This is a genomic window from Massilia endophytica, from assembly GCF_021165955.1.
Taxonomy (GTDB): domain Bacteria; phylum Pseudomonadota; class Gammaproteobacteria; order Burkholderiales; family Burkholderiaceae_D; genus Rugamonas; species Rugamonas endophytica.
Map to the genome: position 1 here is coordinate 4,111,970 of NZ_CP088952.1, position 24,649 is coordinate 4,136,618.

The window sequence follows — 24,649 nt, forward strand, 5'->3', positions numbered from 1 at the left end:
ACGGCTCACCATGACTACTTCTGCTAGGATATCGATAGGAAGCATAGCCCCCCACAATTGATACACGTATCGCGAATCGCGACACAAGGTCTGACCGCAGGTCTCGGCAATACAATAGCATGCGACCAAAACTATAATCAATACCAATTTCGAGCGCGGCTTATCTTGTAAAGAGATAACTATTATCGTCGCCACTTGTCGTTCACGGTACTTCCAGCGTCTGCGAGAAGTTGAAATCCTCCGCCGTTTAGGACTGAAATGAGCGAGTAAATGAGAGAGTAAAGACCTTGTCGGGATGACTCTGCTCGCAACCGACGCATTGCTGCAGGTAAGGGACATAGGAGCGTGGAAATGTTGGCGTCTGCGGAGTAGTGGACGTCCAATGACTGCCCAGCGTGAGTTCTGTCGTTATTGCTCCCGCATCGTGGGCACGTAGCGCAGCAGGAAAAGCGTGACGGCGGCGCCGATCAGGGCAAGCATGGCGATCAGCACCGGTTTGCCTGTCTTGACCATCGAGTAGCCCAGCGATACCCACATCAGCAGCAGGATCACGACCTTGCCACGCAAGGGGAGCCCTCGCCCCTCCTCGTAGTCTCGCAGATATTTCCCGAACACTGGGTTCGTGCGCAGCCAGTTGTGCAGGCGGGTCGAGCCGCGCGCAAAGCAGGCTGAAGCCAGCAGCAGGAAGGGCGTGGTCGGCAGCAGCGGCAGGAAAATGCCGAGCACGCCAAGCGCCACCGCAAGCACGCCGATCAGGTTGAGCACGAGTTTCATCGGCGCATCCTACCACCAGTCTGCCCTTCTGCATCTCTTGCGTTGCGTCAAGATAGCGGCCTCGTCCTTGACTAGATTGAGCATTCCACCAATCGAAAAGGGATGCCATGGTCAGCAGATATCACATCACCGTCGGTGCGAGCACGACGGCGGGCGGCAAGGTCATTTCCGCCAATTCGTTCAGGTCGATCAACGGCGCCACGGTCGCCTATGCCGGCGACCAGGTTTCCTGCCCCGCGTGCAACTCGGTCGGCGTGATCCAGCCTGACGGCCCGCGGCTCAGCGACGTCTTCAATGGCAAGCAGGTAGCGCTGAGCGACGATCTCTGCATCTGCAAGTGCGTCCCGCCGCCACGTCTCATCGCCAACCAGGGCTTCTCATACCAGACCATCGAGGCCAATTCGCACACGATAGCGGCGGCACGAGCTGCGGCTGCCGAGACAGCGGCAAACCTCAATGCCGCTGGCAGCAGCATCCCCACCACCGACGCCATTCCCCTCCTTCTGCTGGACCGCGACACCGAACAGCCTTTCAAACATTGCCGCTACCGCCTGGAGCTCGCGGACAAGGTCATCGACGGGACGACAGACCATCATGGTGCGACACGGCCGCTGACGGCCAAAGAGCGGGCGTCCTTCATCAGGTGGTACGTCGAAGAGACGGATGCGGCATGAGGCGATGGGAAGCATGCCATGTCCAACTCCTACTTCCCCAAGCACAAGTACCACGGCATTGCGGTAGGCCAGAACCTCCAGCCTATCGAGGACTGCAAGGTGCATCATTTTGTCGGGCCTGCTGCGACGGTGGAAAAAGGCATCGCCAGCTTTCAGCTGACGCCCGAACATTTGTGGATGACCTTCCAGAAGGAAGCCGAAGACCTGATCAAGGTGAACGGCAGGTTCATCGAGGACATCGATGAACGGAACCGCCGTATCAACGCTGCCTACGCGAAGCTCTGGCTGGCGGACAAGCGCTTTCAGTGGGCAGGGCTGGCAGCGTTCGCGTCCAAACAGGTTGGCTGCGGCCTGCTGCATGCGCGGACGTTGTCGGAAAGGAACCGGCAAGAACTCGAAGCTGCCCGGCGTTGGGCCGGCAGCAGCGCCGAGGCGGCGGCAATGGAGGCGATGCCGATGATGATCCGGAGCGGCGCGGACTTCGTACATGACCGCCTGGGGTTCGGGAACATGCACTTGTTCCTCGACATCTACCCGCTTCATCGCTTCTACATGGAGCGCGGCCTGGCTGAATTGGATGCTTACTTACCCAACCGGCAGAACATCGCCGCGAAGGTTGAATGGAGGGCGAAGAATTATTTGAAGTTCGGCGTCCCTTTCCAAGAGATCCGAAGAGGATTCAAACGAATCGAGGAAGGAGATCTCTCGGAAGAAGTAAAGGCGCTCGCCTGGCATGAGCAAGTGAACATTTTGCAGGCGATCCTCTACAACGATCCTCACATGCAAGATGCACTGGCCAAAAACCAGCTCGCCTGGGCAATGAACTTCCCATCCGGTGTGTATTTGGAGATTCAGTTGACTCTCTCCGCGCAGTGCAAAGCAAAGGATGGCTGGACCTCGTACTTCCCAAAACTGCGTGGAGCAAAGCTCTGGGTGGTTGACGAGCGAATGCAATTCGTCGCCAGAGCCGCTGCGCGCTTTGACGAGTTGTTGAAAGGCGCACAGCGGCCCTATGTTGAGGAATCACTGCGCAAGATCGCAGCAGGGGGAGGTGTAGAGTGAAGCGATATAGCGTGGCGATCTTGCTTGGGGTCGCGGTGCCCTCTATCGGGATCGGTATTTGGCAATACGCTTCTGTTCCAATCAAGGCGCCGACCGTTCTGGCGTTCCGGGTTGGCCAGCCTTTTGAAGAAGTTGTCGAGGCCTCCACTTATCCAGTGCTGGAACGCTCAAACGCTCCAAGCAACGATCTGCACATTCAGTCTGGAGAAACCTTCGTCACCGAACCTGCCGTGGTGCTCTGCTTTAATGACCCGCAACACGGATTTGTTCTCCCCCCCACGAAGTTCGCTCTCGTAGGCTACATGCACAATGTGGTAGACACAGTCTCCACATCACCCATGCTGGAAAAACTGTCCTTTGACCAGGCAGTAGTCGTGCTGGAAGATCTGCAGAAGCAATTCAAGGCAGGGGGCTGGGAGCCGTGGGAAAAGGATGGCAGCAAGTGGTTCGACTTGAGCCCGGAAGGCAAGAAGCGGCTGTACAGAAGGATGTTCGAGCCAGGCTATAGCCAGTCGGCTGAACTGCGCGTCCCGAAAAAGTACGAAATGACTTTTCGGCTCAAATGTACCGACGGCTGCTGGCCGGGGGAGGCGCCGCCTTACCTGTTCCTGGTGGATGTTGGCGTTGGCGCCGATACCGTGGGAAGCGAGCCGGGCGACCCCGAAGTGTGGGAGGAAACATATCCCGGCAGGGTGGTGTCCACCGCTAACGCGCGGTTCAAGTGCCCAGCAGGATAGCCCCGGAAAAGAAAATGGCCGCTTGCGCGGCCATTTTCAGATCATGCCAGGTGCTTAGACCTTCGGACGGTATTTTTCGTCCAGGGTGCTGGTAGCGTCGATGGTGGTTTTGCAGCCAACGCCGGGAGCGCAGGTCAGTTTGTAGACCACGGTCTTGTCTTCGATGGTGCTGTTGCCGGTCAGGACGGCGGTCACGGTGCCGACGGTGTCGGAAGTGCCAGCGGCAGTCACGGACTTCACGTAAGCGCTCTTGATGTTGGCAGCAGCTTCCAGACCCAGGGTGGCATTGGTGGTGCTGGCGGACAGGGTACCTTCATTGAAGGCCTGGCCGATAGCGAGGCGGGCCGGAGCGGTGATCGAGTTCACTTCGCTGGCTTTGGCTTTCATGGTGTAGTCGGAGTAGGCGGGGATTGCCACGGCGGCCAGAATGCCGATAATCGCCACGACGATCATCAGTTCGATCAGGGTAAAGCCGGCTTGTGCTTGTTGCTTCATCATTTTCATGGATTTCATTTTGCGACTCCTCAGGTTTTGAACACGGTGTTGGGTACCACACTTGAGGTAGAGCAATCGGCGTGCCAGCCCAATTAGGGGCCTAAAACCGGCAAAACATGATCGCTTCGATAACAATCGTTGACAGAATTTGTCAAAATGGCGCGCCAGGATTGTCACATCGCCGCCAGAAACTGACAGATTGACGAAATTTGTCAGTCCCCCCAGCCAACAGGAACGCGTCTTTCGCGGCGACCGGCGCATACATTCCACAATGTAGCGCTCCTGCTATCCTTTCGCGGAGGAATGTGTGTGAATGAATAGTTCCAACCGTTCCCATACGCTGAGGCCGGATTTCGAACTGCTGTTCGAGTCGACACCAGTGCCCTATCTCCTGCTGCGGCCCGATCTCACCATCCTTGCGGTCAATGAGGCCTATCTGCAGGCGACGAAGGCGACGCGGGAGATGCTTCTGGACCGCGGCCTGTTCGAGGCCTTCCCGGACAATCCTGCGGCCCCCGCGGCCACCGGGGTAAGAAACCTGAGCGCTTCCCTGAGCCGGGTGCTGCGCAACAAGGCGCCCGACAAGATGCCGGTCCAGAAATACGATATTCCGGTGCGCGGCTCGGAGAGCGGAGAATTCGAGGAACGGTACTGGGATCCCGTGAATACGCCGGTGCTGGATCGCGCCGGGGATGTGGTCTGCATCCTGCACAGCGTGGTCGAAGTGACCGAGCAGGTGCGCAAGCAGCAGGCGGTGGAGAGCAGCGAGGCGCATTTCCGCCAGATTGCCGATGCCATTCCCCAGATCGTCTGGTCCACCCTGCCCGACGGCTTCCACGATTACTTCAACAAGCAGTGGTACGAGTTCGTCGGCCGTTCCGCCGATTCGGCGATGGGAGACGAATGGACCAAGGTGTTTCATCCGGACGATATCGAGGGCGCCTGGAAACGCTGGCAGCACAGCCTGGCCACGGGCGCCCCCTATGAAGCCGAGTTCCGCCTGTGCCACCGTTCGGGCAAGTACCGGTGGGTGCTTGGCCGGGCTTTGCCGGTGCGTAACGAGGCGGGCGAGATCGTGCGCTGGATGGGCACCAGCACCGACATCCATGACTGGAAGCAGACCCAGGAGGAACTGCGCGATGCCCAGTACCGTCTGGAGGCCGCGCTGACAGCGGCCGAAATCGGCACCTGGAACTGGGACCTGAAGCAGGACAGGATCTACGCCGACCGCAATTTCGCCCGCCTGTTCCAGGTGTCCGAGGAGGAGGCGCACGGCGGCCCGGTCAGCGCCTATTTGCGCCAGGTCCATCCGGACGACGTGGCCTCCGTGGAGGCCGAAATCGCGAAGGCGCTGGAAACGGGCTCGCCCTTCCAGCATGTGCACCGCCTGCGCAACGCGCGCGGGGAAATCCGCTATATCCACGCGCGCGCCAAAGTCCACCACGACCGCCAGGGCAGTCCCACCTGGATGCCGGGCGTGGTGATCGACATTACGGATCAGAAGCTGGCGGAGGAGGCGATGAAGGAAAGCGAAGCGACCTTCCGCACCCTGGCCGAGAACATTCCCCAACTGGCATGGATGGCCGACAGCGGTGGCTTCATCTTCTGGTACAACAACCGCTGGTTCGCCTATACGGGAACCACCCTGGAACAGATGAAGGGCTACGGCTGGGAGAAGGTGCATCATCCCGACCATGTGCAGCGCGTGGTGGCCAAATACCGCGAAGCCATTGTGGAAAAGCAGGTAGTCTGGGAAGACACCTTCCCGCTGCGCGGCGCGGACGGCAGCTACCGCTGGTTCCTGTCGCGCGCCATGCCGATCCGCGGCGCTGATGGCAAGGTGGTGCGCTGGCTGGGCACCAATACCGATATCACCGCCCAGCGCGAAGCGGAGGAGGCGCTGGAGCATGCCAACCGCCGCAAGGACGATTTCCTTGCCATGCTGGCGCATGAGCTGCGCAATCCCCTTGCCCCCATCAGCACGGCCGCCCAGCTGCTCAAGCTGCCGGGCCAGAACGAGAACATGGTACGCCGCTCCAGCGATATCATCTCGCGCCAGGTGAAGCATCTCACCGAGCTGGTGGACGACCTGCTCGATGTGTCGCGCGTGACGCGCGGCCTCGTGTCCATCGACCGGAACGAAGTGGATGTGAAGGCTGTGCTGAACAGCGCGATCGAGCAATCGATGCCGCTCATCGAATCGCGCCGCCACGTGCTCACGACGCGCCTGGCCTCGTCCCATCCCCTGGTGCTGGGCGACCGTACGCGCCTGGTGCAGGTGGTCACGAACCTCCTGAATAACTCCGCCAAGTACACGCCCCAGGGCGGCGAGATCCGCCTGGCGATGGACGTGGACGACGGGCACGTGCGCATCAGCGTGAGCGACAACGGCATCGGCATCGACGCGGCGCTGCTGCCCCATGTGTTCGAGCTGTTCACACAGGCGGAGCGCACGCCGGACCGCTCGCAGGGCGGGCTGGGTCTCGGCCTGGCCCTGGTGCGCAGCATCGCGGGCCTGCATGGCGGCGAAGTGACGGCAAAGAGCGATGGTCCCGGCAAGGGCAGCACTTTCGAGCTCACGCTGCCCGTTCTCTCCAAGGCAGGCAGCGTGGAAGAGACGGAAACCGCGGACGGCCATGGCCACGGCGCCGCATCGCCCTTGCAGATCCTGCTGGTGGACGACAACGCCGATGCCGCGCAGTCCCTTGCCACCCTGCTGCGCTCGCAGGGCCACCATGTGGCGGTGGAGGCGGATGCACGCGGTGCGCTGGAGCACGCGCCCGAGATGCATCCCGACGTCTTCATCCTCGATATCGGCCTGCCGGACCTGGATGGCTACGAGCTCTCGCGCCAGTTCCATGCGCGCCCGGAGCACAAGGATGCGATGTATATCGCGGTGAGCGGCTACGGCCAGGCGCAGGACAAGGTGCTGGCGAAGGCCGCCGGTTTCGACCAGTATTTCGTGAAGCCGGTGGATGTGGCATCGCTGCAGAAGGCGCTGCAGCCGGGGAACCGCATGTAGGGGGCTGTGCTAGCCGCGGAAGACCATCTGTGTGCCGCCGAGATCGAGCACATCGCCATCGGCCAGGCGCTGCGGCTCGCGCGACAGCGGCTTGCCGTTGAGGGTTGGGGCCTCGCTGCCCTCTGTGTGCGCGGCCGAGTAGCCCTGCGGCGTGCGGGCGATCACCACCACCTGGACGCCGGGCCGCCCCAGGCTGGTCAGGGCCTTGGAGAGCGCCAGCTGCTTTCCCGCGCTCCTTCCGTTCAGCACTTCGATACGCGCCGCTGCCGCCGGCGCGGCGGGGCGGATGCCATCCGCCACGAAGGCGATCTTGTACTTGGCCAGGGTGATCACGTCCTTGTCCTGCAGGATGTGCTTGGCCACACGCTGGCCGTTGACGAAAGTGCCGTTGGTGCTGTGCAGGTCTTCGAGGAAGGAGTCGTCGAGGATGGTGGTGACGACGGCGTGCTCGCCGCTCACGGTGGGATGGTCCAGAACGATGTCGTTGTGGCGGCGGCGGCCGACCGTCATGCGCTCCTTCGTGAGCTGCACGGTCTGCTCCACATTGCCCTCGCGCGAGATGATCAGTTTCGCCAAACGCATCCTCCAATGAAAAACGGGGAGCCGAAGCTCCCCGCCATTATGACCAAACTGCGAAAGGATTACAGCATTGCTTTCAGCAGACGCGCCATTTCGGACGGGTTCTTGGTCACTTTGATGCCGCAGGCTTCCATGATTTCCAGCTTGGCCTGTGCCGTATCGGCGCCGCCGGAGATCAGCGCGCCGGCGTGGCCCATGCGCTTGCCCGGAGGCGCGGTCACGCCAGCGATGAAGCCGACCACCGGCTTCTTCATGTTGTCCTTGATCCAGCGGGCGGCATTGGCTTCGTCCGGACCGCCAATTTCGCCGATCATGATGACGGCGTCGGTATCGGGATCGTCGTTGAACATCTTCATGACGTCGATGTGCTTCAGGCCGTTGATCGGGTCGCCGCCGATGCCCACTGCCGAAGACTGGCCCAGGCCCAGCGCGGTCAGCTGGCCCACGGCTTCATAGGTCAGGGTGCCCGAACGGGACACGACGCCGATGCGGCCTTTCTTGTGGATGTGGCCCGGCATGATGCCGATCTTGATTTCGTCAGGGGTGATCAGGCCTGGGCAGTTCGGGCCCAGCAGCAGGGTCTTGGAACCGGCCTTGGCCATGCGGTCCTTCACTTCCATCATGTCGCGGACGGGAATGCCTTCGGTGATGCAGATGGCCAGGTCCAGTTCGGCTTCCACGGCTTCCCAGATCGCGGCGGCAGCGCCTGCGGGCGGCACGTAGATCACGGAAACGGTCGCGCCGGTTTCGGAAGCGGCTTCCTTCACGGAACCGAAGATGGGAATCCCTTCGAAGTCTTCGCCGGCCTTCTTCGGGTTCACGCCAGCCACGAAGGCGTTCTTGCCGTTCGCGTAGTCGCGGCACATGCGGGTGTGGAACTGGCCGGTCTTGCCGGTGATGCCCTGGGTGATGACTTTGGTGTCTTTGTTGATCAGAATAGACATGTTGGTTCCTTAATTATTTACCTGCTGCAGCGGCGACAACGCTCTTGGCTGCGTCTTCCATGGTGTCGGCGGAGATGATCGGCAGGCCGGATTCGGCCAGCATCTTCTTGCCCAGATCTTCGTTGGTGCCCTTCATGCGGACGACCAGCGGCACTTGCAGGGACACGGCCTTCGATGCGGTGATCACGCCTTCGGCGATCACGTCGCAGCGCATGATGCCGCCGAAGATGTTCACCAGGATGGCTTTCAGGCCCGGGTTCTTCAGCATGATCTTGAACGCTTCGGTCACTTTCTCGGCCGTTGCGCCGCCGCCCACGTCCAGGAAGTTGGCAGGCTCGCCGCCGAACAGCTTGATGGTGTCCATGGTGGCCATGGCCAGGCCGGCGCCGTTCACCAGGCAGCCGATATTGCCGTCCAGGGAGATGTAGGCCAGGTCGAACTTGGAGGCTTCCACTTCGGCCGGATCTTCTTCGTCCAGGTCGCGGTAGGCCACGATTTCAGGATGGCGGAACAGGGCGTTGGAGTCGAAGTTGAACTTCGCGTCCAGGGCGATCACCTTGCCCGAACCGGTCAGGATCAGCGGGTTGATTTCGGCCAGGGATGCGTCGGTCTCCCAGTAGGCTTTGTACAGGCCTTTCAGGTTGGTGACGGCGTCGGCGATGGAGCCTTCCGGCACGCCGATCTTGGCGGCGATGGACGCTGCGTCGGCGTCGGTCAGGCCCACGGCCGGGTCGATGGCGATGGAGTGGATCTTCTCAGGGTGGCTCTCTGCCACTTCTTCGATGTCCATGCCGCCTTCGGAGGAGGCCATCAGCACCACGCGCTGGGTAACGCGGTCGGTCACCAGGGAGACATACAGTTCCTTCTTGATGTCCGCGCCTTCTTCGATCAGCAGGCGGCGCACTTTCTGGCCTTCAGGGCCGGTCTGGTGGGTGACCAGCTGCATGCCCATGATCTGGTTGGAGTATTCCTTGACCTGTTCCAGGGACTTGGCCACTTTCACGCCGCCGCCTTTACCGCGGCCGCCAGCATGGATCTGCGCCTTCACGACCCACACCGGGCCGCCCAGGGTTTCGGCAGCTTTCACTGCTTCATCGACGGACATGCACGGAATGCCGCGCGGAACCGTCACTCCGAACTTTCGGAGGATCTCTTTGCCTTGATACTCATGGATTTTCATGCTGGCTTCCCTTCTGATACTGATTTAAATAATCGGGTTAATACTGCTAAAAGTGACAGGTATAACAGCACCTATGCTGCATCGGCTTTTTTGGCCACCCACGCGGGGTAGAACTGGGCAACTGCGCCGCCATCGGTGCGGAGGGCGTGGCATTTATCCAGCTGGAACGGTTTCTCCCTGGACTGGGCGGCAGTGGCCTTGTCGTAGGTCGGCCACACGTCATTGGCGAAAGCCTGGACGGCAGCCGTGGGCAGGACCTGGGCCAGTTCCGTCAGATGGGTACAGCCGGCGATACCGGCCAGGCGCTCTTTCACTTGTTGGCGAAAGCCCTTCATCAGGTTCAGGCCGATCAATGCCTTGTAGGCCGGGCCAATGGTGTTGCAAAAGCCGGGGTAAGGTACAGCGTCGGAGACGGCTTCGGCATCGACGATGGTCAATTGCTTGTCCACGGTGATGCGCAGCCAGAGATCGTGCAGGGGCTGTCCGCCTTGGCGCAAGCCGGAAGCCAGCAGGGTGTCGTTGACTTTGATGTCGGTGATATGGGCGTCAAGGTCCCACAGGCCATCCTCGCGCGCGAACGCCTGGATGTCTATGGCGCGCGTGTGGCGGAGCTCACGGCGGGAGACTGGAGTTGACAGGGACATAAGACCGATGCCACTTTCGTGGCCAAATTAGTAAGCAGCCATGTACAGAAAAGTACGTTGCCGCAGCTTCTACGGACAACCACCGCACCCGCGGTGCTGCATCAAACTACAAAAGTGTAGCACACCGGACGGGGGCTGAGGAAAAATGCGGCCTGACCAAAGGGTAGCGCAGGGGACAGCAACTGTCTTGATTAATTAATCGAGGGTTGCTGCCCACCTCTCGTTGTTATGCAACATGGCGTTCATGGTGACGAGCAGCTTGCGCATGCAAGCCACGATGGCTACTTTCTTGAGTTTTCCTGCCGCGAGCAGCCGGGCGTAGGCGCTTTTGAGGACGGGATTGTGTCGGATGGCGACCAAGGTGGCCATGTAGAGGACCGCCCGTACCGATGCCCTGCCACCCCAAATTCTTCGCTTCCCCCGCATCTTGCCGCTGTCACGGCTGTATGGGCAGACGCCAACCAGCGCACCGATTTCGCGCCGATTGAGCGTGCCAAGCTCGGGTAACTGCGCCAGCAGGGTTGCGACGGTGATGGAGCCTACGCCGGGGATGGATGAGAGCAGGTCGGCTTTAGCGTGCCATAGCGGACTTTCCTTGATAGCCCGCCCCAGATCACCATTGGTGCCCTTGATACGCTGCTCGAGCCATTCAATATGCTCATTGATCTCTTTGCAATGAGAGCGGTCGCCTGCAGCTTTCGGTTCTTCTCAGCTGTGAGCATATCGACCAACTGGCGTCTTCGAGTCAGAACGTCCTCCAGATGGCGTAGCTCACCGTCTTTAATTGGACGCAGTGCCGGTTTGACCGCTTGCCCGAAGCGGGCCAGAACAATGGCATCGACCTGGTCAGTTTTCGCAAGCACGCCAATGGCCTTGGCGAAATCCCTGGCCTGTTTGGGATTGATGACCGCCACTGGCAACCCCGCAGTTGCCAGTACGCTGACCAATTCCATTTCGAGACCGCCGCTCGCCTCCACCACGATCCATCGCGGCTGTAGCTGCAACAACCTGGCTTTCAGGTTCTGATGACCACCCGCGTCATTGGGGAACTGCGCCCGATGTGACAGCGGAAGACTATCGACGTCCAGACTCTTCTTGCTGACATCGATCCCGACGTACAACCCATCGTCTGCGTTCTGCATGATTCTTTCTCCCATTCTTACTGATCCGGGGTTCGCCCCCTGACAACTGTTCGGGCTACAAAGAATCGAGCATGCCGTCATTGGCTGTCCCACGGGATTTGCTCCCACAGACCTATCAGACTGGCATGCCCGCAGACATAATTTAGCGTATGTTGAAGATATAAGACCCCGGATGGGGTCTGTCCCCGAAAACCCGGTCCGCCACCGAACACGGTTGGCGGACTGTGTTCGGTGGTCGACTTGGACACCGGGGACAGACCCCAATTAAATTAATTGGGGTCCGTCCCCTCTGCTAACAATCTTCATCCGGGGCGGTGCCCTGCATGGCGACGCGGATGGCTTTCTGGGAAAAGCCGCGCTGCATGAGGAAGCGCATCTGCTTGCTGCGCCCCTCGGCATCGGCCGCCACTTCGCCGAATTTGCGCTGCCACACCTCCACGCAGCGGGCCGTTTCGTCCTCGGCCAGCCCGGCCCGCGCCTCCTGCAGGGCTTCGCCGCTGATGCCGTGGCTCTGCAGCTCGGCCAGGATGCGGCTGTTGCCGTAGCGCGCCGCGCGGCGGTGCACCAGGGATTCGGAAAAACGGGGATCGGACAGCCAGTTGTTCTTTTCCAGGAAGTCCAGCAGGGCTTCCACGTCGTCCCCCTCCTCCGCATGGCGTTCCAGCTTGCGGCGCAGGTCCACCCGGCTGTGCTCGCGCGTCGAGAGCAGGCGCAGGGCGCGGGCTTTCAGGCTGAGGGGAGGCTGGGGCATGGCGGGTCCTTGAAATGCAATCGCCACCGTGCCGCAGTGCGGGACGGTGGCGACAGGTCTGGCTAAGGCTTACTCCACTGCCTTCAGCTTGGGCGCCGGAGCTTCGGCCGCCGATGGCGGCAGCTCGCGCACGCCCAGGGAGGCGCGGACCTTGTTCTCGATCTCGCGCGCCAGTTCCGGACGTTCTTTCAGGAAGGTGCGCGCATTGTCCTTGCCCTGGCCGATGCGGTCGCCGTTGTAGCTGTACCAGGAGCCGGACTTCTCCACGATCTTGGCTTCCACGCCCAGGTCGATGATTTCGCCTTCGCGCGAGGTGCCTTCGCCATACAGGATGTCGAAGTGGGCTTCCTTGAACGGCGGCGCAATCTTGTTCTTGACGACCTTGACCTTGGTTTCGTTGCCGATCACCTCGTCGCCGGACTTGATGGAGCCGGTGCGGCGGATGTCCAGGCGCACGGAGGCGTAGAACTTCAGCGCATTGCCGCCGGTAGTGGTTTCCGGGCTGCCGAACATCACGCCGATCTTCATGCGGATCTGGTTGATGAAGATGACCAGGGTGTTGGTGCGGTTGATGGTGCCGGTGAGCTTGCGCAAGGCCTGGGACATCAGGCGGGCCTGCAGGCCTGGCAGCGCATCGCCCATGTCGCCTTCGATTTCGGCGCGCGGGGTCAGGGCCGCCACCGAGTCCACCACGATCAGGTCCACGGAGCCGGAGCGCACCAGCGCGTCGCAGATTTCCAGGGCCTGTTCGCCGGTGTCCGGCTGGGAGATCAGCAGCTCGTGCAGGTTCACGCCCAGCTTCTGGGCATAGGTCACGTCCAGCGCGTGTTCCGCGTCGATGAAGGCGCAGGTGCCGCCCAGCTTCTGCATCTCGGCGATGGTCTGCAGGGTCAGCGTGGTTTTGCCCGAGGACTCGGGACCGTAGATTTCGACCACCCGGCCGCGCGGCAGGCCGCCGACGCCCAGCGCAATATCCAGGCCTAGGGAGCCGGTGGACACGGTCTGCACTTCCTCGATCGGGGCGCTGGCGTCCATGCGCATCACGGAGCCCTTGCCGAACTGCTTCTCAATCTGGGCCAGTGCCGCCGCCAGTGCCTTGGCTTTTTCGGAGGCCGGTACTACAGCTTTTTTGTCGTCCATGGTGGTCTTTCAGGCAAAGTTGTTCGGTACAGGTGATACTGTATAGGTATCCAGTATTTTTTGCAAGTACTGTATGAGGGTTTGTGATATATATCAGGGATGCGTATTTTACTTGCCGAAGACGACAGCGTTCTGGCCGACGGACTCACGCGCTCCCTGCGCCAGTCCGGCTACGCCATCGACTGCGTAAAAAACGGGCAGGAAGCGGATACCGCGCTCTCCACGCAGGAATTCGACCTGCTGATCCTGGACCTGGGCCTGCCGAAGATGTCCGGCCTGGAAGTGCTGCGCCGCCTGCGCGCCCGCTCTTCCCTGCTGCCCGTGCTGATCCTGACGGCGGCCGACTCGGTGGAGCAGCGCGTCAACGGCCTGGATCTGGGCGCGGACGACTATATGGCCAAGCCCTTCGCCCTGTCCGAACTGGAGGCAAGGGTGCGCGCCCTCACGCGGCGCGGCCAGGGCGGCGGCTCCACCGTCATCAAGCACGGGCCCCTGAGCTACGACCAGGTGGGCCGCAGCGCCTATATCAATGAGCAGATGCTGGACCTCTCGGCGCGCGAACTGGGCCTGCTGGAGATCCTGCTGGCGCGCACGGGGCGGCTGGTGTCCAAGGAACAGCTGGTGGACCACCTCTGCGAATGGGGCGAGGAAGTGAGCAACAACGCCATCGAAGTCTATGTGCACCGCCTGCGCAAGAAGATCGAGGTGGGCGGCGTGCGCATCGCCACCGTGCGCGGACTGGGCTACTGCCTGGAGAAATACTCCAGCGCCAGCGCCGCCGAAGCCAAGTGAACCAGCAGGCTGCCCCCGCCGCAGGGGAAGAGGTCGAGATCCAGCACTCGCTGTTCGGCGAGATCCTGGACTGGATGCTCGCTCCCCTGCTGCTGCTGTGGCCCATGAGTATCGCGATCACCTACCTGGTCGCCAAGTCCATCGCCAACCAGCCTTTCGACCACGCGCTCGAAGACAGCGTCACCGTGCTGGCGCAGCAGGTGCGCGAAGTGAACGGGAAGCTGGTGCAGCGCCTGCCCGGCTCGGCGCGCGACATCCTGCGGGCGGACGATGTGGACAACGTCTATTTCCAGATCATGGGGCCGGAAGGCCGCTACGTGGACGGCGACCGCGACCTGCCCCAGCCCGAGGCCCGCGCCGAGGAGGATACCCTGCGCGTGGGCGCGGTCCACTTCCGCAACGACAATATGCACGGCACCCCGATCCGCGTGGCCTACTCCTTCGTCAACCTGGAAGAGGACAGCAAGCGCGATCCGCGCCTGGCCCTGGTGCAGGTGGCGGAAACGCTGGAAAAGCGCGCCAAGCTGGCCAACGAAATCATCAAGGGCGTGATCCTGCCCCAGTTCATCATCCTGCCCGTGGTGCTGGCGCTGGTGTGGTTCGCCCTCTCGCGCGGGCTGCTGCCGCTGGCCGAACTGCAGGAACGCATCCGCGCCCGCAGCTCGGACGATCTCAGTCCCATCGCCCCCAACCAGGTGCCGGAAGAAATCACGCCGCTGGTGCGTTCCCTGAACGAGATGCTGGCGCGGCTCTCCCAGTCCATCGAAATGCAGAAGCGCTTCATCGCGGACGCGGCGCACCAGATGAAAACGCCGCTCGCGGGCATGCGCATGCAGTCCGAGCTCGCACTACGCCAGACGGACCACGACGAGATCCACCGCTCGCTGGAACAGCTGGCCAAGAGCTCGGAGGCGGCAACGCGCCTCGTGAACCAGCTGCTCGCGCTGGCCCGCGCCGAGAACCAGCCGCAGGCCGGCGCCGTGCACGAGCCGCTGGACCTCACGGACCTGGCGCGCAGCGTGGTGCGCGACTGGGTTCAGGCTTCCTTCAATTACCGCATCGACCTCGGTTTCGAGGAGCAGCAGGAAGACACCATCATCAACGGCAATGCCGTGATGCTGCGCGAGATGCTCTCCAACCTGATCGACAATGCCCTGCGCTACACGCCCGCCGGCGGCAGCGTCACCGTGCGCGTTCGCCGCAGCGGCAAGGAGGCCGTGCTGGAGGTGGAGGACACGGGGCCTGGCATTCCGCCCGCCGAACGCCAGCACGTTTTCGAGCGCTTCTACCGCATCCTCGGCAGCAGCGCCGCTGGCAGCGGGCTGGGTCTCGCCATTGTGCGCGAGATCGCGCAGCAGCACGGCGCGGAAGTGGACCTGTTCAGCAACCCGCGCGCGCAGTCGCCGAAGTATCCCGGCGCGCTGTTCCGCCTGTCCTTCCCGCTGCTGGAAGCCGAACCCGAAGCGGAAGAGGAGCCGCCTTACTATGGCTGATGCACGCGAACGCCACTGGCTGCGCACCCGCAAGATGACCTTGTGGCTCCTGGGCGTGTGGCTGACCACCAGCTTCTGCGCCGTGTTCTTCGCGCGCGAACTGACCGGCCTTTCCATCTTCGGCTGGCCCGTATCCTTCTATCTCGCGGCGCAGGGCGCCTCGCTGGTCTACCTTGCCATCATCGGCCTGTATGCCTGGCGCATGCGCCGCATCGACAGCGCGGCGCTGGAGGAGAATTCTTGAAGCGCAGCCTCTTCGCGCGCCTGTCGCGCTACTACCTCCTGTTCGCGCTGGGCTTCGCCTGCTTCCTGGTGGCGCTCGCGGTGCTGGAAAAGGAAGGCATGCCGCGGGTGTGGATCGGCTACATGTTCATGTTCGCCACCATCGTGCTGTACGCATCCATCGGGGTGCTGAGCCGCACTTCGAACGTGGCGGAGTACTACGTGGCCGGGCGCCGTGTGCCTGCCCTCTACAACGGCATGGCGACTGCGGCGGACTGGATTTCGGCGGCGAGCTTCATCAGCCTTGCGGGCGGCCTCTACCTGCACGGTTTCGACGGCCTGGCCTACATCATGGGCTGGACGGGCGGCTACTGCCTGGTGGCGCTGCTCATCGCTCCCTACCTGCGGCGCTTCGGGCAGTACACGATCCCGGATTTCCTGGCAGCGCGCTACGGGGGCGAGCGCCATGGCCGCACCGTGCGGCTGATGGCGGTTGCCGCCACCATCATCGTATCCTTCACCTATGTGGTGGCGCAGATCTATGCGGTAGGCCTTATCGCCTCGCGCTTCACAGGCGTGGATTTCTCGGTCGGCATCTTCCTCGGCCTGGCCAGCATTCTGGTGTGCTCCTTCCTGGGCGGCATGCGCGCCATCACCTGGACGCAGGTGGCGCAATACATCATCATCCTCGTCGCCTTCCTGATTCCGGCCATGTGGCTGTCGGCGAAACACAGCGACAACCCCGTGCCGCAGGTCGCCTACGGCAAGCTGCTGCCGAAGCTGGGCGAACGCGAGGCTGTGCTCCTGGCCGATCCGCGGGAAAAGGAAGTGCGCGACATCTACCGCCAGCGCGCTACCGAGTTCCAGGCGCGCCTGGATGGCTTGCCCGCTTCCTGGGAAGCCGGCCGCTCGCAGGTGCAGCACGACCTGGAGCGGGTACGCCTGCGCAATGCCTCGCTGCTGGAGATCCGCAAGGCGGAGCGCGCCCTCATCGCCTATCCCAAGAACGCGGAGGATGCGGAAACCGTGTGGGCCGAGCAGCGCGACTTCAACCTGGCGCGCGCCCGCCAGCTTTCGCCGCACGCCGTTCCCTTCCCCGGCAAGGACAGGCAGCAGTCCGATATCAAGCGCAACAACTTCCTGGCGCTGGTGTTCTGCCTGATGATCGGCACGGCGGCGCTGCCGCATATTCTCATGCGCTCCTATACAACGCCGTCCGTGCACGAAACGCGGGTCTCGGTGTTCTGGACGCTGTTCTTCATCCTGCTGATCTACCTGACGATTCCCGCGCTGGCCGTGCTCGTGAAGTACGACATCTACAGCGCCCTGGCAGGGACGGATTTCTCGCGGCTGCCAACCTGGGTGTCCTACTGGGCGAACGTGGACAAGGCCAATCCCCTCATCAGCATCACGGACGTGAACGGGGACGGCATTGTGCAGCTGGCGGAAATCGCCATCGACGGCGACGTTCTGGTGCTGGCCACGCCGGAAATCGCGGGCTTGCCCTATGTGATCTCCGGCCTGGTTGCCGCGGGCGGGCTGGCGGCGGCCCTCTCCACGGCGGACGGCCTGCTGCTGGCCATCTCCAACGCGCTGTCGCACGATATCTACTACAAGCTGGTGGACCCGCGCGCCTCCACCCAGAAGCGGGTGACGATCTCCAAGCTCCTGCTGCTCGGTGTGGCCTTCATCGCCGCCTATGCGGCCTCCACCAAGCCGGGCGACATTCTCTCCCTTGTCGGCGCCGCCTTCTCGCTGGCCGCATCCACCATGTTCCCGGCGCTGGTGCTCGGCGTGTTCTGGCGGCGCGCCAACAGGCAGGGCGCAGTGGCGGGCATGGTGGCAGGATTCCTCGTTTGCCTGTTCTATATGCTGCGCACCAATCCCATTCTCGGTGGCGGCGCTGCGGGACAGTGGTTCAACATCGCCCCCATCTCTGCGGGCGTATTCGGCGTTCCGGCGGGGATGCTCGCGCTGGTCCTCGTCAGCTGGTTTACTCCGCCGCCGGAGAGCGATGCCGAGGCCTTGATCGACACCATCCGCTCCCCCGAAAACCGGGCCTGACGGCGCTACAAATTTGCGACAGATCGCCGCAAGCCCTCACTTGCATAATGGATGTTTTCAGGGGAGGGCTAATCAATGCCACTGCAGCTGAATATCAACCGCAAGACCGTAGGAATCGACGCTGACCCGGACATGCCCCTTCTGTGGGTGCTGCGGGACATGCTCGGCATGACTGGAACAAAGTTCGGCTGCGGCGCTGGCCTGTGCGGCGCCTGCACCGTGATCGTGGGCGGCGAGGCTGTGCGCTCCTGCAGCACCACCGTGGGCTCGGTGGCGGGCAAGCCGATCCGCACCATCGAAGGCCTGGCCGATGCCAGAACCAGCAAGCTGCATCCCGTGCAGCAGGCCTGGAAGGACTGCAATGTGGCGCAGTGCGGCTACTGCCAGTCCGGCCAGATCATGAGTGCCGTGGCGCTGCTGGAAAAGCATCCCAAGCCGAGTGCGGCGCAGATCGCCGAAGGCATGGAAGGAAACCTGTGCCGCTGCGGCACCTATCCGCGCATGCGGCAGGCCATCCAGATGGCGGCCGGGAAGGGCAAGGCATGAGCACCTCCCGCCGCGACTTTCTCAAACTGAGCGCCCTGGCGGGCGGCGGCCTGCTGATGCAGGGCTGGCTCCCCGCGCAGGCCGCGTCCGATACCGGCAGCGAAGTAGGCTACTTCGTGCGCATCCTGCCGTCCAATACGCTCGAATTCTGGCTTACCCATCACGAAATGGGCCAGGGCGTGGGCACCGGCATGGCCATGATCTTTGCCCAGGAACTGGGCGCGGACATGGCCCAGATCCGCGTGCTTCCCGTGCCGGACACCGCCGACACCCGCTATGTACTGAGCGGCACCGGCGGCAGCAACTGCATCAAGGACAACTACCTGCACCTGCGCCGCGGCGCAGCGCTGGCGCGGGCTGCGCTGCTGTCGGCCGCCGCGAAGCGCTGGAGGTGCGCACCGGAGCAATGCAGGACGGCGCGCGGCTTCGTGACCGGTCCGCAGGCAAGGCAGCGCCTTGCGTTCGGCGCGCTCGCCGCCGACGCGGCAGCACTCGGCAGTCCGGCCAACCGCGACGAGTTCCGCAAGCTGCAGCCCACGCTCTCCGAACGGGTTTCAGGAGATGTGGTCGGCAAGCAGCAGGTGAACGTCTTCGCGGACGCCATCGTGCGCGGCAAGCAGAATTACGGCATCGATTTCTCCGTTCCGGGCATGCTCTTCGCCAGCCTGGAACGCGCGCCCCAGCTGCGCGGCCGCGTGCTGCGCTTCGATCCCTCGGCGGCGCTGAAAGTGCCCGGCGTGCGCGCCGTGGTGAAGATCGAGGCGCACGAGGAGCCCACCAACAACCTGGCCGCTCCGGCGCTGTTCTTCTCGTCGAAGGAATCGGTCGCTGTTATCGCCACCTCCACCTGGGCAGCGATGCAGGGACGCAAGGCGCTGGTGGTGGAGTGGGAAAAACCGGCTGGCGTCCTGCACTCTAACGCGAGCTGGGAAGCGCACGCCGCCCAGGCGCTCGACCGCGAACTCGCTGTCGTGAAGGAGACCGGCAGCGCCCCGGCGGACCGCGCCAACGTGCTCGCCGCCGAATACGTGTATCCCTTCCAGGCCCACGCCTGCATGGAACCGATGAACTGCGTCGCCCACCACAAGGGCAGCCGCGCGGAGGTCTGGGTCGGTACGCAGGGCGCCATCGGCTGGCGCAACCAACTGGCGAAGATCTTCAAGCTGCCCGAAAGCGAAGTGGTCGTCACGCCGCAGTTCTCGGGCGGCGCCTTCGGGCGGCGCTTCTACATGGACACCGCCATCGAGGCGCTGCGCGTTTCAGCGGCAGCGGGTAATGTTCCCGTCAAGGTGGTGTGGACGCGCGAGGACGACCTGCGCCACGACCATTACCATCCCTATTCGCAAAGCCGCCTGCGGGCTGCCCTCAATCCGGACGGTTCGCTGGCGTCCTACGAGCACGACGAAGCGCGCGCCTACTTCGGCAATCCGCGCGGCGAGCATCCTTGGTTCGTGTACGACTCGCCGCATGTGCGCTATGCCTTCGCCAGCCTGCAGGGCGCCAGCCCGCTGCAGGGCGGCGCCTGGCGCTCCGTGGTGGCGAATCACTGGGCCTTCGGCCAGGAATGCTTCATCGACGAACTGGCCCAGGCTGCGCGCAAGGACCCGGTGCAGTTCCGCCTTGACCTCATGCGCAGCGGCGAAGACAAGCCCTCGGGCGACCGCTACAAGGTCAGCCAGGCCCGCATGCGCAAGGTCGTCGAGAAGGCTGCCGAGCTTTCAGGCTGGGGCAAGTTGCTGCCGTCAGAACCGGGCGTCCAGCGCGGACGCGGCTTCGCGGCCTATCCCTACATGCACGGCAACAGCTACTGCGCCATGGTGGCGGACGTGGAAGTGCGCGGCGGGCAGCTGAGCATCACGCGTGTGGTGGCGGTGGTGGACTGCGGCCTTGTCATCAACCCGGACGGCGCAAGGCAGCAGGTGGAAGGCGGCATCATGTGGGGTCTGTCGGCCGCCCTGCACGGCGGCGTGCGGCTGGCCGATGGCGCCGTCACCAACACAAACTTCCACGATACGCCCTTCTGCCGCAACGGCGAAACGCCGCACAGGATCGAGGTCCACTTCGTGGAGGAGCCGGGCGCCGCGCCAACGGGGCTGGGCGAGATTGCCCCGCCCTTGATCGCGCCGGCGCTGTGCAACGCCTTGTTCGCAGCCACCGGCAAGCGCATCCGCCGCCTGCCGCTAGAGCTGTAGCTCCAATGTGAGAATTGGCGACATTTCCAAGGGAACCGTATGGTATGTTGGCGGGCCTATAAACTACAACAGCATGCCATGCGTCCCTGCCGTTTCTTACTCCACTTGTGCTTTGCAGCCGGTATCCTGCTGGCCCTCCCTTCGGTTCAGGCGCAGGCCGATGCCAAGCCTCCGGTAGAGGCATTCTTCGATAACCCGTCCTTCAGCGCGGCGTCGCTGTCCCCGAGCGGCAAATATGTCGCAGCACGCGTGGGAGGAAAGGGGACACGCGAACGGCTTGCGGTCTACGAGATCGCCACCGGCAAAGCTCAAGCGGTTGCGCAGTTCGATGACGCGGACGTCAACCGCTTCCAATGGGTGAGCGACGACCGTCTGCTGTTCGATTCCGCCGACCGTGACCTCGGTCAAGGCCAAATCCGTTCTGCCCCCGGCCTTTTTGCGGTCAACCGCGACGGCAGCAAGTTCAAGCGCCTGGCCGAACGGCGCGGCAGCTTCGTGCGCAATGGCGGCGGTGAAGTACTGCTGCCCTGGCACACTTACATGATGCCGCAAACCGGCAAGCAGGACTCCGAGTTCGCCTATGTGGCGAGCCGGGAGTATGCAGGCATCAACGAAATTGCGCATGTCAGCCTGCTGCGCCTGAATACCCTGACCGGCCGCGTGTCCGGTTACGCCGGGCCGCACAACGTCAAGCAGTGGCTCATGGACTACAACGGGGAGCCGCGCCTGGCCATGGTGAGCGTGGACGGCAAGGCATCGATCCACTACCGCGACCCCAAGCGCAATAATGAATGGCGCCAGCTGGCGGAGTTCAAGCGCTACCTCGGCGGCGAAGGCGCCTTCACGCCCATGGCTTTCGGGCCGGACGGCACGCTTTACGTGCGAAGCAATGCAGGCCGGGACAAGTATGCCGTTTTCAGCTACGACCTCGACGCCGGGAAGCTGAGCGACAAGCCCGTGGTGCTCCAGGAAGACTACGATTTCTCGGGCCGCCTGCTGTTCTCCGAGCGTGGGCTGCAGGGCGTGCGTTTCGTCAGCGACGCGGAGGGCACGCAGTGGCTGGACAAGGATATGCAGGCGTTGCAGGATTCCATCGACGCCATGCTTCCCTCCACCGTCAATATCGTCACGCCCCCAACGCACCCCACCACCCGCAACCTGATGGTCAAGGCATATTCGGATACCCAGGCGGCGATCTACTTCATTTACAACGGCGAGACCGGCAAGCTTGTGCGCCTTGGTGAAACCCGTCCCCAGATCAAGCCATCCATGGTGGGCCAGCGCGAACTTGTGCGCTACCAGGCGCGCGACGGCCTCACCATCCCCGCATGGCTCACCGTGCCCCGCGGCGGGAAGAAGAACCTGCCCATGGTCGTTCTGGTACACGGCGGCCCGTGGGTGCGCGGCGATACCTGGGAGTTCAACGACGAGGCGCAGTTCCTGGCCTCGCGCGGCTATGTGGTCCTGCAACCGGAATTCCGGGGCAGCCTGGGATACGGCAAGAAGCTCTTCCACGCGGGATGGAAGCAATGGGGCTTGAAAATGCAGGACGATGTGGCGGACGGCACGCGCTGGGCCATCGCGCAGGGCTATGCGGACCCGAAGCGGATCTGCATCGCGGGGGCCAGCTACGGCGGTTATGCGACGCTCATGGGCCTCGTGAACGATCCGGACCTGTACCGCTGCGGCGTCAATTGGGCCGGAGTGACCGACATTGAGCTGATGTACAAAGGTTCCTGGTTCACGCCGTCGGACCTCACGGACTCCTGGAAGGACTACGGAATGCCCAGCATGATCGGCGACCGCGAGAAGGACGCCGAACAGCTGAAGCGCACATCGCCCCTGCAGCAGGCCGCGCGCATCCAGCAGCCACTGCTGCTGGCCTACGGCGGCGCGGACCTGCGGGTGCCCATCTACCACGGCAAGCGCTTCTACGACGCGGTGAAGGCGACGAACCAGAACGTGGAATGGATCGAATATCCGGAGGAAGGCCACGGCTGGGCCGTGCCGAAGAACCGCTTCGACTTCTGGAAGCGCGTCGAAAAGTTCCTTGACCAGAATATCGGCGCTGGCGCGAAAACAGAGTGAGCCAAGCGTGAGAATGTGAGGATTTTTTGCCGGTGGGCCTGTGCTATCGTCGCTGCATTAAAACGACAACACAAGTCCATGCGCTTTATCTCCTCCCTGATCAGCATTCTCCTCGTTGCGGGCGCTGCCGGCGCCCAGCAGGTTTCCAGTCCGGCGGCACTGGCGCCGCCGCCAGTGGAAGCGTTCTTCGACAATCCTCAATTCAGTGCCGCCGCGATCTCGCCCAGCGGGAAGTACGTGGCGGCCCGCGTATCCGGCAACGGCGCACGCCAGCGGCTCGCCGTCTTCGAGGTTGCGACGGGCAAGGTCAACGTGGTCGCACAATTCCGCGACGCCGACGTCCGCAACTTCCAATGGGTGAACGACGAACGGCTGATCTACGATTCCGAAGACCTTCAGAAAGCGGACGGCAAGGCATTCTTTGCGCCGGGTCTGTTCGCCGTGAACCGCGACGGTACGGAACCCCGTCCCCTGGCTCACCGGAACTACCGTTTCGTCGAGGAGACCGGTATCGACAGGCAGCTGCCCTGGAATACCTTCATGATTCCGCACACTGCCCGCCGCGATTCGAGCTTCGTCTACGTCCAGAGCGTGGAGTTCGAGGGCGACCATGATTTCACCATCCGCCACAAACGCCTCATCCGGCTCGATACCCGTACCGGACGCGCCATCAATTTCATCGGACCGCGCACCGTCAAGCGCTGGCTGCTGGACTACGCAGGCGAACCCCGGCTGGCGCTCGCTTCGGACGAAGGCACATCCACCGTGCTCTATCGCGACCCGAAGCGTGGCAACGAATGGCGCCCGCTGGCCGAGTTCCACCGCTACCTGGACAGCGACGATTCGTTCGAGCCCCTCGGTTTTGGCCCGGACGGCACACTCTATGTGAACAGCAGCCGTGGCCGCGACAAGTCCGCGGTGTACACCTACGACATCGAAACGGGCAAACTGGGCGATCAGCCTGTAGTGCAGCTGGAAGACTACGACTTCGCCGGCAGGCTGGCCTTCTCGCCGGCCGGTCTGCAGGGCTTTACGGTGGTCGCCGACGGTTTGAGCACGCAATGGCTCGACGCGAAAATGCAGGCGCTGCAGAACACCATCGACAAGCTGCTGCCAGCCACCATCAACGTCGTGATGCCTCCCTCCGATCCCACCGTCAACAACGTGGTGGTCGCGGCATACTCTGACGTGCAGCCCCTCGTCTACCTGGTCTACAACGCCGATACCGGCAAGCTGATTCGGCTCGGGGATGCGCTGCCGCAGATCGATTCGACGAAGATGTCCCGGCGCGCGCTCGTCAACTACAAGGCACGCGACGGCCTCAGTATTCCCGCCTGGATCACCCTGCCGCACGGCGGCCGCAAGAACCTGCCGATGGTGGTGCTGGTGCACGGCGGCCCCTGGGTACGCGGTGATACGTGGGCCTTCAACGAGGAGGCCCAGTTCCTCGCCTCGCGCGGCTACGTGGTGCTGCAGCCGGAGTTCCGGGGCAGCACGGGCTATGGCAAGGCGCTGTACCAGGCAGGCATCAAGCAGTGGGGCCTGAAAATGCAGGACGACATCGCGGACGGAGCGCGCTGGGCGATTGCACAGGGCTATGCGGATCCGAAGCGCATCTGCATCGCGGGCTCCAGCTATGGCGGCTATTCCACCCTGATGGGTCTTATCAATGACGCCGACCTTTTCCGCTGCGGCGTCAACTGGGCCGGCGTGACGGACATCGAACTGATGTACAAGGGCAGCTGGACCCTGCCCTCGGACATGAGCGATGCCTGGAAAAAGTACGGCATGCCGCAACTTGTCGGCGATCCCGGGAAGGACGCAGAGCAGTTGAAGCGCACTTCGCCACTGCTGCTGGCGGCAAAGATCAAACAACCGCTGCTGCTGGCCTATGGCAGCTCCGACCTGCGCGTGCCGCTCTATCACGGCAAACGCTTCTACGATGCGGTGAAGCCCACCAACCAGAAGGTCGAGTGGATCGAGTACGAGCATGAGGGGCACGGCTGGGCGCTGCCGGAGAACCGCTTCGACTTCTGGAAGCGCGTGGAGAAGTTCCTCGACCAGAATATCGGCGCGAGCGCAAAAACGGAGTAAGCTGGCGGCTCCGA

20 protein-coding genes and 1 pseudogene are annotated in these 24,649 nt (G+C 62.9%); 12 read left to right on the forward strand and 9 right to left on the reverse strand.

The features are described 5' to 3' along the window. Window positions 1-408: 408 nt before the first annotated feature. Window positions 409-774, reverse strand: a complete 366-nt coding sequence (locus tag LSQ66_RS18850) for a YbaN family protein (protein WP_231766724.1) — start codon at window positions 772-774, stop codon at window positions 409-411. Window positions 775-881: 107 nt separating this feature from the next. Here LSQ66_RS18850 and LSQ66_RS18855 point away from each other — a divergent pair, with 107 nt between their 5' ends. The 3 genes from LSQ66_RS18855 to LSQ66_RS18865 are packed head-to-tail and all read left to right on the forward strand — an operon-like array spanning window position 882 to window position 3,247. After that, window positions 882-1,448 carry a PAAR domain-containing protein gene (locus LSQ66_RS18855; protein ID WP_231766725.1) on the forward strand — a complete coding sequence of 189 codons (567 nt, stop codon included), beginning with the start codon at window positions 882-884 and terminating at the stop codon, window positions 1,446-1,448. A gap of 18 nt (window positions 1,449-1,466) precedes the next feature. Then, window positions 1,467-2,510 carry a DUF2515 family protein gene (locus LSQ66_RS18860; RefSeq protein WP_231766726.1) on the forward strand — a complete coding sequence of 348 codons (1,044 nt, stop codon included), beginning with the start codon at window positions 1,467-1,469 and terminating at the stop codon, window positions 2,508-2,510. After that, a complete protein-coding gene (locus tag LSQ66_RS18865) occupies window positions 2,507-3,247 on the forward strand; it encodes a hypothetical protein (protein ID WP_231766727.1) in 741 nt (246 codons plus the stop codon). The genes LSQ66_RS18860 and LSQ66_RS18865 overlap by 4 nt, the downstream gene beginning before the upstream one ends. A 54-nt stretch (window positions 3,248-3,301) precedes the next feature. On the opposite strand, the gene LSQ66_RS18870 is transcribed toward LSQ66_RS18865, so the two are convergent. Beyond that, complete coding sequence (locus LSQ66_RS18870) at window positions 3,302-3,760, reverse strand: pilin (RefSeq protein WP_269449104.1); 459 nt, start codon at window positions 3,758-3,760, stop codon at window positions 3,302-3,304. 295 nt (window positions 3,761-4,055) lie between these two features. On the opposite strand from LSQ66_RS18870, the gene LSQ66_RS18880 reads away from it, so the two are divergent. Next, window positions 4,056-6,764, forward strand: coding sequence for a PAS domain-containing hybrid sensor histidine kinase/response regulator (locus LSQ66_RS18880; protein ID WP_231766728.1), 2,709 nt, complete (start codon window positions 4,056-4,058; stop codon window positions 6,762-6,764). A 9-nt stretch (window positions 6,765-6,773) separates the two neighbouring features. Here the strand turns inward: LSQ66_RS18880 and LSQ66_RS18885 are convergent, their stop codons facing one another. The 7 genes and pseudogenes from LSQ66_RS18885 to recA form a co-directional block, all read right to left on the reverse strand. Continuing rightward, the gene (locus LSQ66_RS18885; RefSeq protein WP_231766729.1) at window positions 6,774-7,340 is read right to left on the reverse strand and encodes an FHA domain-containing protein; all 567 of its coding nucleotides are present in this window, start codon (window positions 7,338-7,340) and stop codon (window positions 6,774-6,776) included. Between the two features lie 65 nt (window positions 7,341-7,405). Then, window positions 7,406-8,287, reverse strand: coding sequence for a succinate--CoA ligase subunit alpha (gene sucD / locus LSQ66_RS18890; protein WP_179674182.1), 882 nt, complete (start codon window positions 8,285-8,287; stop codon window positions 7,406-7,408). Window positions 8,288-8,300: 13 nt separating this feature from the next. Continuing rightward, a complete protein-coding gene (sucC, locus tag LSQ66_RS18895) occupies window positions 8,301-9,467 on the reverse strand; it encodes an ADP-forming succinate--CoA ligase subunit beta (RefSeq protein WP_231766730.1) in 1,167 nt (388 codons plus the stop codon). Between the two features lie 71 nt (window positions 9,468-9,538). After that, window positions 9,539-10,111: a DUF2889 domain-containing protein gene (locus LSQ66_RS18900; protein WP_231766731.1), complete on the reverse strand. Its 573-nt coding sequence runs from the start codon at window positions 10,109-10,111 to the stop codon at window positions 9,539-9,541. 195 nt (window positions 10,112-10,306) lie between these two features. Next, a pseudogene (locus LSQ66_RS18905) lies at window positions 10,307-11,253 on the reverse strand (IS110 family RNA-guided transposase). A 292-nt stretch (window positions 11,254-11,545) separates the two neighbouring features. Continuing rightward, a complete protein-coding gene (gene recX, locus LSQ66_RS18910; RefSeq protein WP_231766732.1) occupies window positions 11,546-12,004 on the reverse strand; it encodes a recombination regulator RecX in 459 nt (152 codons plus the stop codon). Between the two features lie 69 nt (window positions 12,005-12,073). Then, window positions 12,074-13,144, reverse strand: a complete 1,071-nt coding sequence (recA, locus tag LSQ66_RS18915; RefSeq protein WP_231766733.1) for a recombinase RecA — start codon at window positions 13,142-13,144, stop codon at window positions 12,074-12,076. Between the two features lie 99 nt (window positions 13,145-13,243). On the opposite strand from recA, the gene LSQ66_RS18920 reads away from it, so the two are divergent. From LSQ66_RS18920 to LSQ66_RS18955, 8 genes are all read left to right on the forward strand, one after another. After that, window positions 13,244-13,936 carry a response regulator gene (locus LSQ66_RS18920; protein ID WP_231766734.1) on the forward strand — a complete coding sequence of 231 codons (693 nt, stop codon included), beginning with the start codon at window positions 13,244-13,246 and terminating at the stop codon, window positions 13,934-13,936. Continuing rightward, window positions 13,933-15,429: a sensor histidine kinase gene (locus LSQ66_RS18925; RefSeq protein ID WP_231766735.1), complete on the forward strand. Its 1,497-nt coding sequence runs from the start codon at window positions 13,933-13,935 to the stop codon at window positions 15,427-15,429. Before LSQ66_RS18920 ends, LSQ66_RS18925 begins: the two co-directional genes overlap by 4 nt. Further along, entirely contained in the window at window positions 15,422-15,673 is a 252-nt protein-coding gene (locus tag LSQ66_RS18930; protein ID WP_231766736.1) for a DUF4212 domain-containing protein, read from the forward strand. The genes LSQ66_RS18925 and LSQ66_RS18930 overlap by 8 nt, the downstream gene beginning before the upstream one ends. Then, window positions 15,670-17,715, forward strand: a complete 2,046-nt coding sequence (locus tag LSQ66_RS18935; protein WP_231766737.1) for a sodium:solute symporter family protein — start codon at window positions 15,670-15,672, stop codon at window positions 17,713-17,715. The genes LSQ66_RS18930 and LSQ66_RS18935 overlap by 4 nt, the downstream gene beginning before the upstream one ends. A gap of 75 nt (window positions 17,716-17,790) precedes the next feature. Next, the gene (locus LSQ66_RS18940) at window positions 17,791-18,261 is read left to right on the forward strand and encodes a (2Fe-2S)-binding protein (RefSeq protein ID WP_231766738.1); all 471 of its coding nucleotides are present in this window, start codon (window positions 17,791-17,793) and stop codon (window positions 18,259-18,261) included. After that, window positions 18,258-20,453, forward strand: a complete 2,196-nt coding sequence (locus LSQ66_RS18945; RefSeq protein ID WP_231766739.1) for a xanthine dehydrogenase family protein molybdopterin-binding subunit — start codon at window positions 18,258-18,260, stop codon at window positions 20,451-20,453. The genes LSQ66_RS18940 and LSQ66_RS18945 overlap by 4 nt, the downstream gene beginning before the upstream one ends. Window positions 20,454-20,531: 78 nt before the next feature. Next, complete coding sequence (locus tag LSQ66_RS18950) at window positions 20,532-22,541, forward strand: alpha/beta hydrolase family protein (protein WP_231766740.1); 2,010 nt, start codon at window positions 20,532-20,534, stop codon at window positions 22,539-22,541. 78 nt (window positions 22,542-22,619) lie between these two features. Continuing rightward, window positions 22,620-24,635, forward strand: coding sequence for an alpha/beta hydrolase family protein (locus LSQ66_RS18955; RefSeq protein WP_231766741.1), 2,016 nt, complete (start codon window positions 22,620-22,622; stop codon window positions 24,633-24,635). Window positions 24,636-24,649 lie beyond the last annotated feature (14 nt).